Source organism: Nonomuraea sp. NPDC049504 (genome assembly GCF_040676845.1).
Classification (GTDB): Bacteria; Actinomycetota; Actinomycetes; order Streptosporangiales; family Streptosporangiaceae; genus Nonomuraea; species Nonomuraea salmonea.
Genome location: NZ_JBFAPT010000008.1, coordinates 71,249 through 84,321, shown reverse-complemented (window position 1 = coordinate 84,321; position 13,073 = coordinate 71,249). Strand labels below are relative to the sequence as shown.

General features: G+C 68.1%; 14 protein-coding genes. 6 read left to right on the top strand and 8 right to left on the bottom strand.

Annotated features, from left to right (window positions below):
• Positions 1-60: 60 nt before the first annotated feature.
• Positions 61-528 carry a YdeI/OmpD-associated family protein gene (locus tag AB0K28_RS17295; RefSeq protein WP_364370675.1) on the top strand — a complete coding sequence of 156 codons (468 nt, stop codon included), beginning with the start codon at positions 61-63 and terminating at the stop codon, positions 526-528.
• A gap of 179 nt (positions 529-707) precedes the next feature.
• On the top strand, positions 708-1,334 hold the full coding sequence (locus AB0K28_RS17290) for a DUF305 domain-containing protein (protein WP_364370672.1): 627 nt from the start codon (positions 708-710) through the stop codon (positions 1,332-1,334).
• Between the two features lie 599 nt (positions 1,335-1,933).
• Here the strand turns inward: AB0K28_RS17290 and AB0K28_RS17285 are convergent.
• Complete coding sequence (locus tag AB0K28_RS17285; RefSeq protein ID WP_364370669.1) at positions 1,934-2,461, bottom strand: carboxymuconolactone decarboxylase family protein; 528 nt, start codon at positions 2,459-2,461, stop codon at positions 1,934-1,936.
• 59 nt (positions 2,462-2,520) lie between these two features.
• Between AB0K28_RS17285 and AB0K28_RS17280 the strand changes: the two genes are divergently transcribed.
• Positions 2,521-3,195, top strand: a complete 675-nt coding sequence (locus AB0K28_RS17280) for a GNAT family N-acetyltransferase (RefSeq protein WP_364370666.1) — start codon at positions 2,521-2,523, stop codon at positions 3,193-3,195.
• Between the two features lie 431 nt (positions 3,196-3,626).
• Entirely contained in the window at positions 3,627-4,559 is a 933-nt protein-coding gene (locus AB0K28_RS17275) for an NlpC/P60 family protein (protein ID WP_364370663.1), read from the top strand.
• A gap of 59 nt (positions 4,560-4,618) precedes the next feature.
• Here the strand turns inward: AB0K28_RS17275 and AB0K28_RS17270 are convergent, their stop codons facing one another.
• Positions 4,619-4,852 carry a heavy metal-associated domain-containing protein gene (locus tag AB0K28_RS17270; RefSeq protein WP_364370660.1) on the bottom strand — a complete coding sequence of 78 codons (234 nt, stop codon included), beginning with the start codon at positions 4,850-4,852 and terminating at the stop codon, positions 4,619-4,621.
• Positions 4,853-5,040: 188 nt separating this feature from the next.
• Here AB0K28_RS17270 and AB0K28_RS17265 point away from each other — a divergent pair, with 188 nt between their 5' ends.
• On the top strand, positions 5,041-6,024 hold the full coding sequence (locus tag AB0K28_RS17265) for a helix-turn-helix transcriptional regulator (protein WP_364370657.1): 984 nt from the start codon (positions 5,041-5,043) through the stop codon (positions 6,022-6,024).
• 33 nt (positions 6,025-6,057) lie between these two features.
• Here AB0K28_RS17265 and AB0K28_RS17260 read toward each other — a convergent pair whose 3' ends face one another.
• The 5 genes from AB0K28_RS17260 to AB0K28_RS17240 all read right to left on the bottom strand — a co-directional run bounded on the left by AB0K28_RS17260 (position 6,058) and on the right by AB0K28_RS17240 (position 11,248).
• Positions 6,058-6,489, bottom strand: coding sequence for a hypothetical protein (locus AB0K28_RS17260; protein WP_364370654.1), 432 nt, complete (start codon positions 6,487-6,489; stop codon positions 6,058-6,060).
• A 6-nt stretch (positions 6,490-6,495) separates the two neighbouring features.
• Positions 6,496-7,392, bottom strand: a complete 897-nt coding sequence (locus AB0K28_RS17255) for a hypothetical protein (protein WP_364370651.1) — start codon at positions 7,390-7,392, stop codon at positions 6,496-6,498.
• A 94-nt stretch (positions 7,393-7,486) separates the two neighbouring features.
• Positions 7,487-8,587 (bottom strand): C40 family peptidase, encoded by a 1,101-nt coding sequence (locus AB0K28_RS17250; RefSeq protein WP_364370648.1) that lies wholly within the window; start codon positions 8,585-8,587, stop codon positions 7,487-7,489.
• A gap of 118 nt (positions 8,588-8,705) precedes the next feature.
• Positions 8,706-9,860: an FAD-dependent monooxygenase gene (locus AB0K28_RS17245; protein WP_364370645.1), complete on the bottom strand. Its 1,155-nt coding sequence runs from the start codon at positions 9,858-9,860 to the stop codon at positions 8,706-8,708.
• Entirely contained in the window at positions 9,857-11,248 is a 1,392-nt protein-coding gene (locus tag AB0K28_RS17240; RefSeq protein WP_364370642.1) for a DHA2 family efflux MFS transporter permease subunit, read from the bottom strand. Before AB0K28_RS17240 ends, AB0K28_RS17245 begins: the two co-directional genes overlap by 4 nt.
• A 20-nt stretch (positions 11,249-11,268) precedes the next feature.
• Here AB0K28_RS17240 and AB0K28_RS17235 point away from each other — a divergent pair, with 20 nt between their 5' ends.
• On the top strand, positions 11,269-11,943 hold the full coding sequence (locus AB0K28_RS17235) for a TetR/AcrR family transcriptional regulator (protein ID WP_364370639.1): 675 nt from the start codon (positions 11,269-11,271) through the stop codon (positions 11,941-11,943).
• Positions 11,944-12,301: 358 nt separating this feature from the next.
• Here AB0K28_RS17235 and AB0K28_RS17230 read toward each other — a convergent pair whose 3' ends face one another.
• The gene (locus tag AB0K28_RS17230) at positions 12,302-13,069 is read right to left on the bottom strand and encodes a methyltransferase domain-containing protein (RefSeq protein ID WP_364370636.1); all 768 of its coding nucleotides are present in this window, start codon (positions 13,067-13,069) and stop codon (positions 12,302-12,304) included.
• Between the last annotated feature and the right edge of the window lie 4 nt (positions 13,070-13,073).

Genomic DNA, 13,073 nt, shown 5'->3' with positions numbered 1-13,073 from the left:
GCTCGCCCGGTGGCTGCGTGCCGGCTCGGCGCGTCAGGTCCGCCGTGGCAGTATCAGGGCGTGCAGGAGCAGCACTACACCGTCGAGAGCCGGCCCGGTGGGCGGGGACGCCTGTTCGTCCCGGTGCCGTTCGATCCGGATGCGGTCTGGGCGCCCAAGCCGGTGCATCACGTGGCGGGCACGCTCAACGGCATGGGTATTCGTGCGGTCATCACCGAACATCAGGGGCAGCGCGGGTTTCTGCTCGGTCCCGCCTGGCTGCGGTGCGGACTGGAGCCAGGCGCGCACGTGACGGTGGTGCTGGCTCCGGAAGGGCCACAGCGGGCGGATCTCGCCGAGGATGTCGCTGCTGCGCTGGAAGCCAACCCGGCGGCGGGCGCCTTCTTCGACTCCTTGGCCCAGTTCTACAGGCGGGCCTATCTGCGCTGGGTCGATGCCACCAAACGCCGCCCCGAGGTGCGCGCGCAGCGGATCGCCGAAATGATTCGTCTGCTGGAGGCGGGAATCAAGCAGCGCCCTCAGGCCTGAGCGGGGTTCGGGGACGCATGCGGTCGCGACGGGGGGCTCGTGACCGCCCCTGTTGCGACGTGGCGAGGGAGGGGCTCCTGTCCCTGGCCGGTGACGGCTCTGACGGCCCTGCACAGATGCGTGCGTTACCCCAGGCTGAGGGTAGGAAAACGCTCTGAGCAGGAGCGTTGGAGGCCGAGATGAGACGCTCGGTACTGGCAGGGATCGCGGCCGGCTCGGTGCTGGCGGCGACGGCGGCAAGCGGCATGGCTGCGGCCTCGCAGCAGAGTGCCGGGCCGCCCGGTTGGGGCATGATTGCGTCAACCAGCTCGATGCCTGGGGCGAGCGTCAGCGATGAGGCCGACTATCTGACCCACATGATCGCCCACCACAAGGAGGCGGTGGCCGCGGCCAAGCAGCTTCAGCGCTCGGACCGGGCCCAGATGCGCACCTTGGGAGCCTCGATCGTCACCACGCAGAGCGCCGAGATCGCCACGATGAACAGGTGGCTGGCCACCTGGTACCGCGGGCATTCGCCGGAGACCGGCTACCGCCCGATGATGCGCGATCTGTCGAAGCTGTCCGGCGATGCGCTGGATGAGACGTTCCTGCGCGACATGATCCCGCACCACATGATGGCGGTCATGATGTCCCAGCAGCTGCTCATGCACGGAGACGTCCAGCACCCACCGGTCGCCGCCTTCGCCGCCAAGGTACGCGACGCGCAACGCGCCGAGATGGTCCAGATGCAGCAGTACCTGGCCGATTGGTTCGGCGGCGAAGGCATGCCCTGCCCCATGGGAGCTGACCAGGCCGTCACGAGCTGATCGCCGTGATCCCACCCCAACCCGGCTCCGCCGCGGTGCGTGGGCCTGCTCAGATCCCTCGATGGTCGGGGTATTGGCCTCGGGCTGGGGTGCGCCAAGCAGAAGGCATGCCGCGCCACGAAGACGCAACCGTAATCCGGCCGCCAGGACCAAGAACAGGATCTCGTCGGCCGAGATCGGTGACATCAGCAGCCGCAGGCCCGGGGACATCCAGCGCCGCAGGTCCAGTGAAGAGGCCGAATCTGTTTCGACGGTACGAACGGACACTCCCGCGCGGTGGGTCACTGAAGGCGATCGAGAATCTTCTGAATTTGCTGCACTTCGGCCCTGCTGCTCGTTCTCGATCTTTTGGCCAGCTGCTTCGCCTCAGGATTGGCCCCTGCTGCTGTTCGTACGCCGAACAGGGACTGACCAGCACATCTTCCCCGAATCAGCCATCGCTGTCGTGCCCTGGGCCTCTCCTTCCCAAAGGGCAGAAGTACGAGACCCAGGGCCAGATCGGATGAGGCGAATCCTCGGCACCCCCCTCGGCTGCTCCGATTGCCAGCCGAAACCGACGGGCAGAGCAAAGGGCCACGACCCTGCCGGCTTACAGCGGGCTACGTGGTGGTTTCAGCTGGCTGCAAGCCGACTAGGAGGTTGAATGCGCCGGTCAGGAAATTGAGGGCGACGACGCCGACGATCTCCGCGATGATCCGATCGCTCCAGCCGTGCTTGCGCAACTCGGCGATATCTTCATCGGTGATGGAGGATGGCTCGACCAGCACGCGTACGGCGACTGCGATGAGTGCCGCCTCCCTCACGTCGGTGGAGGTGCCCTGCCGGGCCAGCGCGATGTCCGTCTCGCTGAGTCCCACCGCCCGACCGGCCTCGGTGTGCGCCTGGAGGCAGGTACCGCATCCGATCCACTCCTGAACGGCAAGCGAGACCTTCTCGCTGAGCGTGCGCGGCAGCTTGACGCGTTTCATCGCTCGCGAAAGGTCCAGATATCCCTCCAGCAGAGCCGGCGAGTGGGCCATGGTGGCGACCATGTCACCGACGCCACCCCTCCTGCTCACGATGTCAGCCAGCAGATCCTTGGCCTTCCCCGGCGCATCAGCGGGGTCAAGTGGGGCCAGTCGTCGCATTTCTCCTCCTCAACGTGCCGTGGATGTACCATACCCCCCTAAGGTACATTGGAGAAGTGGTGGAACGACGACTCATCGAGCACCTGTCCCACTGGCTCGGCAGCTGGCCACCGGTCGGCGAATTGCACATCATCGGCGCGCCCGGACGTGATCGCCCTGGCTGGGACGGCAAGATTCATCCGGTCCTCGGGGTGTCGAGCCCTGAGGGCGGCGTACTGTCCGTCCCGCCGCGCACGGCCGAAACCGTGGCGGACGCATATGCCATGGACGCTGACCTCGCCGTACTCGGGCCACAGATACCCGCCATGGTCGGCTTTCCAGAACGGGGCTGGTTCACCGCCGTCTATCGGTGGACGACCCGCCCTGCGCTCCTTCCGGACGCCGGGGTCTGGCTGCCTGCCGACGATCCCGAGGTCCCCGCCTGGCTGCGCCCCTTCGGCCATGACGTCCTGGTCGCCAGAGACCCCGCGACCGGGGAACATCTGGCGGGGGTAGGGGTGAAGCGACACGACGCCTACGGCCATGAGCTGGCGGTGGTGACCGCTCCCCCGGCACGTGGGCGCGGGCTGGCCCGGAGACTCGTCGCCCAGGCAGCCAGACGGGTGCTGGACGAGGGCGCCGTTCCCACCTACATGCACGACCCGTCGAACCTGGCCTCCGCTACGGTCGCCCAGGCTGCAGGCTTCGAGGATCTGGGATGGCGCGCCTTCGGCCTGACCGAGGCTCGTAAGTAGGTTCGAGCACTCACCAACCACTGCGCGCCCCGCAGAACAACCCCCTGCGGCCCCGTGTGCGGCGGGGGGGACGGCTCGTAGATCGATGTCAGGGCTCGATGACATTAACAACGTCTCCTACGATGCACGGCCGTATATGGCTACTCGCCGCCGCGTCCCAGCCGACAGCGCGGCCCCCTGCCCGAGTATTCGCCGGCACGCGGGGCCGCACCTCACCCGAATCCACGCTCTGACGTGCGCATTCCCGCGTGATTTCGGTTCAGCGGCCGCTGCACCCGAAGTGCCTCCCGTCCCAGCTGCCCCTTGCCGTGAACCGTCATACCTGGCGTCGGATTTCTGTACTATTTCGCCCCAGACTTGGGGATTTACGAGGAGGCATCGTAGTGGCCGTGCCGTCAAGGCTTGGGCAGGTAACCGTGACGTTGGCGCTGATGTCAGCAGCGTTGGTCGCCGCCCCTGGCACCGCCACCGCGGAGCCTGACCCCGCCAAGGTCAGGGCCAAGCTGGTGAAGCTCAACGAGCAGGCCGACCAGGTGGTCGAGCGGTACAACCAGGCGACCGAGGCGTACAAGAAGGCCAAGAAGAAGTACGACGCGCTCAACGCCGAGGTCGGCCAGAAGAACGTGCAGGCTCAAGCCCTGCGGAAGGACCTCGCCGCGGCGGCGGTCAGCGACTACCAGTTAGGTCCGCTGGCGCGCATGGGCAGGTTCGTTGGCCATGGCAGCCCCGACAAGCTGCTGAGCAGCATGGCCACCCTGGAGCAGATGGCCGAGGCGAGAGCCGCGAAACTACGCGCCTTCCAGGCCGCCACGAAGGACCTGCGTGATCGGCGCGACGAGGCCAGGCGGGTGCTGGCGGAGGCCGAGGCGGCGCGTGACAAGGTGCGCGGCGAGAAGGAGAAGGTGGACAAGCTCGTCGCCGAGCAGACCAAGCTCCTGCGCAGGATCGGCGCCTTCAAGACCGGCGATCCCAACAGTCCGGGCATCGAGTACACCGGCCCGGCGTCGGGCAACGCTCTCGCGGCGCTCCGGTTCGCCTTCGCGCAGATCGGCAAGCCCTACCGGTACGGCGGCACGGGTCCTGGCTCCTACGACTGCTCCGGCCTCACCCAGGCTGCCTGGCGGGCCGCCGGAGTGGAGCTGCCGCGCACGACCTGGACCCAATGGGGCTGGGGTGCCAGCCGCCGGGTCCCTCTGAACGCGTTGCAGCCGGGTGACCTGCTCTTCAGCAAGGGGCTTGGGCACATGGGCATGTACGCGGGGAACGGAAAGATGGTCCACGCCCCGCAGACCGGAGACGTCATCAAGGTGAGCGATCTTGATGGCTATTGGCGCACCCGTCTGCTGGGTGCCGTACGCCCGTGACACCTGTATCGAGGGCGAGTGGCCCGCCACACCGGCAAGGGCGGGCCCGGTGTCCACCGTCAGGCGTCCGCGACCGCGCAGCCCGCCGCTTCCATGGCCGCGTGCACCTGTCCCTCCTCAACTGGACCGTCGGTGAGAATGCTCACCCGCCCCTCCCCCGGATCGACCTCCACGCCCACGACTCCCGGCACCTGGATCAGTTCCACCCTGATGGCGGCCAGGCAGTGCTCGCACGTCTCCGGGGACAGGCCGGTGACACGGTAGGCGACAAGGCTGTAGGCAACAGTGATCAACGGGATGCCTCCTTCTGCTTGCCGGCGATGGGTTCTCGCCGTTCAGGAGAGATCGTGCTGCACGGAAGACCGCTGTGGAGGGCCGAAAGGCTTCCAAAGTAGGACATGGCGGAAACCAGAACCTTTTGCCGACGGAGGGCTACATATGTCAGTGTTCAGCGTTGACCCAGCGCCGTGAAGGGAGACCGGTGAGCAGTGGGCCACTTGCCGCAGACGACGACCTCGCGCGTTCTCTGTACGCCCGGATGCAGGAACAAGGCGAGACCCTGCCCGAGGCCGCGGAGCGGTTGAGTCTGGCCGCGCAGGACATCGACCGGGCCCGCGAGCAGCTCGTGCGGCTCGACCTGCTGAATCCGGAGACACAGACCGCCGCCGACGTGAGCGCCGTGCTCAACCGGAGCCTGCGGCGCAGCCATCAGTTGCTCGACAGCCTGGTGGAGCAGCACGTGAGGACGGCCGCGCTGGCCAGGCGGTATCTCGACCTGCCCGGACAGACGGACCCCCGTGCACACCTGGAGTTCTTCGCCTGGCCCGACCATCGGGAGCACCTGTTCGAGCGCATCGACGAGCTCGCCGAGTCGGCCAAGCACGAAGTGCTGGGGATGCACCCGGTCGCCGCATGGACGCGCGAATCGCTGGAAGCGGGCCTTTCCCGCAGCGAGACCGCCGTGCGCAATGGGGTACGGATGCGGGCCCTGCACGCGCAGATCGCCATGTCCCATCCCCTGATCCGCGAGTACATGGGCAAGTGGCGGGAGTACGGCATCGAGATCCGGATGGCCCCGCTGATCCCCACCCGCATGCTCATCTACGATCGCCGCACGGCCATCCTCCAGGCCGACCCCGAGGACCTGCACGCGGGCAGCATCCTGATCCGGGGCGGCAGCGTCGTCCGATCGCTCGCGGCCATCTACGACTACTGCTGGACGACCGCCTCGGAGCCGGAGGACGTGCCGCGTTCCGCCGACGGCGTCTCGCTCACTGAACAGCAGCTCGCGGTGCTGCGCATGCTGGCCGCCGGCGCGAAGGACTCCGCCATCGCGCGGAGCATGGGCGTCTCCACCCGCACCATCACCCGCCTGGTGAGCGAGCTGACGGCGATGCTGGGAGCGAGCAGCCGTTTTCAGGCAGGGGTGCGGGCGGCACGGCTCGGCTGGCTCGACGCCGGCTGACCGGCGAACTACCATCACGCGGACAGCGGAAGGTCAGGCGGCTCGCCGGACGGCGAGGAAGCTGGCAGTCTGCCCTGCCCTGGCGAGGCTTGCCCCGCTTCCGTGGTCCGCCGCTCGCAGAACGGTGCCCGCGAGCGTCATCCGCTGGCCGAGGCCGGCCTCCCAGCGTCGCAGGACGGTTCCGTCGTACTCGTAGTGGAAGTCCGCGATGGGGGTGGCCGGGCGGCCCTTGCCGGTGAGCTGGAACCGCAGCGGATCCGCGGTGGACGCCTTGCCGGTGAGGTCCATGACCAGTGGTTGCGGCCCCGAGGAGAAGAGCAGGAGCCCGGTGAGGGCTCCCCCGGGATCGGCGGACAGTCTCAGTTCGAGCTGCCCGAAGCGAAGCCGGTTGAAGTCGTCCACCGGGTCCGGCACGTCGAGGAAGCTCCGGTAGGTGTACGTGCCCGTCAGGTCGGCGATGTCCATGACTGGTCAGTCCTGGACGAGGAAGGGCGCGGGCTCGGGAACGGCGTTCTCCCGCAAGGCCCGGACGGTGTCCTCGAGGTCGTGTACGTGCGACCGCAGGCCGGCGCCGGAGCGGTCGCGCAGGGCCAGTTCGGCCACGGTGTGGTGATGATGGTGTCCCGGCCCCATCCACGGCGGGTCGAACGACCAGGGGACCGGCCCGGTCAGCTCGTTGGCCCGCATCCAGTCGTCGATTCGGGCGTCGACCCAGCCGTGCAGCTTCCAGAAGATCGGATTCACGTGGCTGGAGTAGGTGTCGGCCAGCCAGTCGTAGCCGGGCACGTCCCACTGCGGGTCCACGTCGAACGCCGAGCCGCCCGGCCGGTAGCGCGGCAGCTCGGCCGCCCAGCGCAGATGCAGGGTGTTGTGGATGCTGAACTCGATGAACGCGCCGAGCCTGCCGAGGCTGATGCCGCGCAGCACCGCCGGGTCCCGCACCTGGGCCTCCCGTTCCCTGAGCCGCTCCAGCGTCGCGGCGGACTTGGCCTGCTCGATCTGCCGGGTCGTCTCCTCGCTCCCGGGAACGGTGAACGGCGGCGGAACGGGGAACTCGGCGTCGCCGGCTGCCGGTATGGACGGCCATCCCACCACCCGATCGCCCGAGCCGACGAGGATCCCGTTCACGGTGCGGATCATCTCCCGATGCATGTACAGGAAGTCCTCGCCCGAGCCGTTGTCGAACTCGACCTGCTGATCCCTCGTCAGCGACGGGCGCGGCGGCTCCCACCCGTGATCGCGGTACACCTTGCGTTGCGCTTCGTTCAGCCGTTGCCAGGTGTCGCGGGAGGCATGCCAGACGGCGTGGTGCAGGCGTACGGCCCGCTCGGCCATGGCTTCGATCACTTGCCGGGGCAGTGTGGCCATCTCATCCTCCTCGTGCTCCACAGCGAGGCTAGGCCGGAGCAGCGGGACAAGGGATGAGTACACCCATACTCAAACGGCATTCCTGGTGATGCCTTCAAGAGAAGGCGACAACCCGGACGACTCCGGCCAGGTTCTTCGTATGCACGGGCACGATCTTCACGACGTCACCCGTCCGGGGAGCCTGAATCATCTTCCCGTCACCCCAGTAGATCGCCGCGTGGGAGATGTAGCCGGGGTTGGTCGGGTCGAGCCGCCAGAAGATCAGGTCGCCTGGCCGCATCTCCTCAAGAGGCACCTGAGGGCCGCTGGCGAACTGCTGGTGCGTCACCCTGGGCAGGCGGATCCCGGCACGCCCGAACGCCCATTGGATGAGTCCAGAGCAGTCGAACGCGTCAGGTCCCTCCGCTCCCCACACGTACGGCGCGCCCAGCTTGCTCCCCGCAGCGGTCAAGACCGCTCGGATGCGGTCGTCCGCCAGCGAGGCGACGGCTTCCCGGGTCTTGATCTGCTTGAAGACAGGCTTGAGGACCACGACCTGCACCCCTGAGGGCACCCGACGCGACAGTGCGTCCTTGAGGCGGGCCGAGTCGGCTCGCGGCGCGCTCACCAGCAAGGCGTTCCTCTGCGGCAGCCCCAGACGCCTAGCAGTCCGCGACGAGACGACCGCGTCGATGACCCCCAGCCCCATCGTGGCGACCGCGCCGATGCGCAGTCTCTGGCCGGCGGCGCTGACCGAGCTGCCCAGAGGTAGCCCGCCGTCCGTGCCCAGGCCGTAGGACACTGCCGCGTCTCCCGCGGCGATCGCCTGCCACAACGCGTCCGAACGGGCAGTGGGATCAGGCGTATACGACCGGAACGACGACGGATCGACCCCCATGGTCGACACGTAACGGCCGGAGATGGGCAGCCGCGCGGCATCGACCTGCTCAATCGCCGCCACCCCTGCCTGCCGGCGGATAGTGGTGACCAGTTGCGAGGGCAGCGTGCCCGCCCCGAGCACGAGGAGATGCGCCTCGCGCTGCCGCTTCAGCGGTGCGACGACCTGCGGCACCGGCGCGGCGGACGGAGCGCGCCTGTCCGTGGGAGACGAGCGTGCAATCCGTTTCGCTGGTTCAGGTACCTCTTCCATCCCGGCGAGGACAACCACGCTCGTCGCCAGTACGGTGACGATCGCCGTGGAGAGCAGGAATATCACCGAGAAGCTACTACGGCCCACCGTTAGACCGAACCGCGACAAGTCGCATGCAGAGCCGGAATGTTGAACCCTCCCCGCCCGCCAATCCCACCTTTTCTACGACGAACTATAGTTGAGGCTAGTGAAAGCGGAGATGTCGGCGCAACATGCGGGTGACCGGCGGAAAGCCGGCCAGGCGCAACGGCAGGTCGCGTTTGAGCAGATCCAGCCGGCTAGCGGGTGCATGCGAGCCCGTGTTGCGGCGCCCCATGGCCTGCCGCTCCTCCACCTCGGGCCGTAGTTCGGCCTCCCACTCCCGCAAGGCCGCGCGGATGTCGTCGGGATACCGCTGGAGCACCGTCCCGAGCAGGTCGGCGCCTCCGATGGCCAGCGAAGAGCCGTAACCGGCGAAGAGGGTGACGCACCATGCGGCGTCGCCGAGGAGCACGACATGCCCGTCGCTCCACCGGTCGGCGATGATCTGGCTGACGCTGTCGAAGTACACGTTGTCGTCGGACAGGTCATTGATCAGGTTTGGAGCAGCCCAGGTCACGTCACGGTATGCCTGCTCCAGCGCTCGTCGCGGCCCTTTGGCGAGCTCGGCGGCCGGATCCGGAGTGCCGTACGTGAAGAAGGCCGCGTTCCGGTCCCGCCCCAGGTTGGCGATCATGAAGATGTGGCCCACCCGGGTGACCGTGGTGAAGGCGCGCTCCCGTGCACCATCAGGCAGATGGTCCAGCGTGGTCGCGGCGACCACGTGCCCAAGATCGCGGCGGAAGCGCTCCTCGGGGCCGAAGACCAGCTCGCGCACCTTCGAGTGCAGCCCGTCCGCCCCTATCAGCAGGTCGGCGTCGAGTACGGTGCCGTCGTCAAGTACGGCCCGCACGCCGTGATCGGCCTGCTTCACCGCGCTGACCGTGGTGCCGAACCTGATCGGCACCTTCCCGTGCACAGCCTCGAAGAGCACCTCCTCGATGTCGCCGCGCATCAGCGTCAGGCCGCGCTCGCCGAGCAGTGCCCGCACCGCGTCGCGCGGCACGGTGAAGCGGTGCCGCCCGTCGGGCTTCAGGTACGCCATCTCCACGGCTCCGAAATGGCGCTCACGGAGGGCGGGCAGTACTCCCATCCGTTCCGCGGCGCTGTAACCACGGCCGAAGAAGGCGACGGCGTACCCACCGTTCCTGCGAGCGGGGGCTCGCTCGATCACCACAGGCTCCCACCCGATCTCATGCAGGCGCAGCGCGGCGGCCAGCCCTGCGATCCCCGCCCCGACGATGACGGCCTTCCTGGTCACGATTGTTCCCTTCCGTTGTGGAGTACGGTGAGCGCGATGACGACCACGGCGGCCATGAGCCCGGCGGCTACGCCGAACCCGAGGCGGTACCCGCCGACCACCGCCTCGTCGTCCGCGAGCCGGCCGGCGGTCGCCCGGATCACGAGGCTTGACAGCACCGCGAGCCCCAGCGCCCCGCCGAGTTGGGCGCTGACGTTCAGCAAGGACGAAGCCACACCGCTGTCGGAAGCGGGTACGCCCGCCAGAGCGGCGGTGGTCAGCGGGACCACGATGACGCCGAGACCCAACCCCACGACGAGCAGCGCCGGCATGACGTCCCCGGCGAGGGTGCCATCGGGAGTCAGGCCGGTGAACATCAGCAGCCCACCGGCGGTGACCAGCGCCCCCGCGGCGATCACCAGACGCATGCCGAACCGTCTGACCAGCGCCGGCCCCAGAGACGACGCGACGATGAGGATCAGAGTCAGGGGCACGTAAGCCAGCCCGGTCTCCAGTGCGGAGTAACCCAGCACACCCTGCAGGTAGAGGGTGGCGAAGTAGAAGACGGCGAACATGGCGGCACCGCGCAGCGCCTGGATCGCATTGGCGCCGAGCAGCGAGCGGATGCCGAACAACCGCAGCGCGACCAGCGGCTCTCGGGCGATCCTCGCCTCGTGGAGCACGAAGTAGCCGAGCAGAACGACGGCGATCGCGAGCAGTCCCACGGTACGCGGCGATGACCAGTCGTCGCTCTGCAGGACGGTGAAGGCCAGCAGGCCCACTCCTGCGGTAGAGGTCAGAGCGCCGATGAGGTCGAACCCGCGGGCCGTCCTGGCGGATCGAACGCCTGCGGGCAGCAGCCGACCGGCGATCAGGAGGAGCACGCCGACCGGCAGGTTGACGAAGAAGATCCACCGCCAGCCCGGGCCGTCCGCGAACAGTCCGCCCGCGATCAGTCCGACGGTGCTCGCGGCTCCGGTCGCGGCGCCCCAGACGGCGAATGCCCTGTTCCTTGGCGGACCCTCGGGGAAGATCAGCGCGATCAACGCCAGCGTCATGGGAGCGATGAACGCGGCCCCAAGCCCCTGAACGGCTCTTGCCGCAACGAGCAGCCAGCCGTCCTGCGCGAAGCCTGCCGCCGCCGAGGCCACGGTGAACAGCGCCACCCCGCCCAGCAGCACACGGCGATGGCCGTACAGGTCTCCGAGACGTCCGCCGAGCAGGAGGAATCCACCGAACACCACCATGTACGCGTTGATCACCCACGACAAAGTCTCGGCGGAGAAGCCCAACTCGTCCTGCATCGCCGGCAGGGCCACATTGACGATCGTGACATCCACGCTGTCCAGCACCTGGGCCAGGCACAGCACGCCGAGGACCCAGACATGTTTGCGGCTCCAGACGAACATGGGCCTCCCTAGGGCAGAGAATGAGCATGTGCTCATACAGTATGAGCACATGCTCATTCTCTGTAAACAGCGATCAGGTAGATTGGCTGGCCATGTCACCGCGCGGCGTTGCGATCCCAGACGTACGACAGCAGCTCTTTAACGCCGCCGAACGTGTGCTCCTTCAGAAGGGCCCCGCGGCCCTGACCGGACGCGCGATCACCAAGGAGGCCGGATGTGCCACCGGCCTGCTCTACAACCACTTCGGTGATCTCGACACCTTCCTGGCCGCGCTCTTCCTCGACCGCGCCTCCAGGACCGGCGCGGGCATGGCCCGCCTGCCCGGGCTGGCCGGCACCGGCGACATGGTGGACAACCTCATGGACACCATCGAGACCCTGTTCGCCGGCAACCTGCTCGCCCTGGCCGGGCTCGCCATGGCCAGGCCGTCGATCATCAGCCACCTCGGTGAGGCCGTCTCCGACGGGAGCCTGGAACTGGACGCCGGCGAACGCACCTTCACCACCTACCTGCGAGCCGAGCAGGGCCATGGACGCATCCGCGAGGACGCGGATGTCGAGTCCCTCGCCCTCGCCCTGGTCGGCGCCGCACACCAACTCCTGCTCACCCGCGGCCCTCAGGCCCCGGACCTGCACGAGCGCATGCGCCGCGCGATCGCGGCCGTGATCGCAGGCGCCGCCACTCCAGGCGCTTAACAGACAAGTCGTCCAAAAGGCATTGACCATCGTGGAGCGGTGAATTAAAACCGATTCACCAACCCACTCTCACGCCATGCAGATCGAGCCTGTGCGCCCGGAGCGGCGCGGACGACGGCGGCTGGGCACTGAAAATCCCGAGGTCCAGCGACGATTACTCGCTAGGGAGCTGGTCTACGCCCGCGCCGCCGCCGTGTCCGAGGCCGCCGACCTAGCCGCCAGAAGGGGCGGCGTACGTGGCCGGCGGGACCAACCTCGTGAGCGAGGAGCAACCTCTTGTAGTGCACCCGCTGCCGCCACTTCTCCGACGTCGGCGCCGTCTGCGACAAACGTACGATGGCGGCATCCTGCTCCGTCGTTAGGGCCTGCCCCCCGAGGCGAGGAAGATCGGCACTGCCAGGAACATGCGTCCTTGCTGAGCGCGCTGTCTCTGCTCATTCACCCAGGACGCTTCCTGTGCAGGGGTGATCGCCCCTGCTGAACGGGCGGCCTCAGCGATGCCGGTGAGCATGGGCAGCATCGCCCCATTCGTGAAGACGCCTGTGTGCACCTCCAGGGCCACGTGCTCGAACCCGGCCTCAAGCAGCAGGTTCCGGTAGCGGCGGGCCGCGCGTGGGTTGGGCGTCAGATCGGCACGCGCGTGCACGATGGTTCGAGTGAGCGCCGGATCGTCGGAGTCGATGATGAACGTGTCCCAGTCCTGGCCGATGAGCACGATGCGCCCGCCAGGGGCGAGTACCCGTCTCGCCTCCGCAAGGGCTTCGGCGGCGTCCTGGAGCTCGTGGAAGACCTTCTCCGCCCGATAACCGGCGACCTCGCCATCCTTGAGCGGCAGTTCACGGGCGTCGCCGACCCTGAAGTCGGCCTGGGGCCACCGGTGCCGGGCCAGCGCGATCATCTCCTCGCTGACGTCCACGCCGATCGCCCGTGCTCCGCGCTGCGCCAGTTCGCCGGCCGCGCGTCCGGCGCCGCAGCCCACGTCGACGACGGCCGAGCCCTCCGCGAGATCGAGCAGCTCGTACGACCGCGCCCGCAACGCGGTCGCCCCCGGCAGGGTATCGACGACGTCGAGCAACTGGATGAGCGATTCCATGGAGTCTGTCGTTTTGGACATGCGGGCCAGCATGCGA

Excerpts from the sequence above, each read along its gene's own strand:
- AB0K28_RS17275 (WP_364370663.1), top strand. The coding sequence starts at position 3,627 with ATGTCAGCAGCGTTGGTCGCCGCCCCTGGCACCGCCACCGCGGAGCCT.
- AB0K28_RS17230 (WP_364370636.1), bottom strand. The coding sequence starts at position 13,069 with ATGCTGGCCCGCATGTCCAAAACGACAGACTCCATGGAATCGCTCATC.
- AB0K28_RS17260 (WP_364370654.1), bottom strand. The coding sequence starts at position 6,489 with ATGGACATCGCCGACCTGACGGGCACGTACACCTACCGGAGCTTCCTC.
- AB0K28_RS17290 (WP_364370672.1), top strand. The coding sequence starts at position 708 with ATGAGACGCTCGGTACTGGCAGGGATCGCGGCCGGCTCGGTGCTGGCG.
- AB0K28_RS17285 (WP_364370669.1), bottom strand. The coding sequence starts at position 2,461 with ATGCGACGACTGGCCCCACTTGACCCCGCTGATGCGCCGGGGAAGGCC.
- AB0K28_RS17255 (WP_364370651.1), bottom strand. The coding sequence starts at position 7,392 with ATGGCCACACTGCCCCGGCAAGTGATCGAAGCCATGGCCGAGCGGGCC.
- AB0K28_RS17235 (WP_364370639.1), top strand. The coding sequence starts at position 11,269 with ATGAGCATGTGCTCATACAGTATGAGCACATGCTCATTCTCTGTAAAC.
- AB0K28_RS17240 (WP_364370642.1), bottom strand. The coding sequence starts at position 11,248 with ATGTTCGTCTGGAGCCGCAAACATGTCTGGGTCCTCGGCGTGCTGTGC.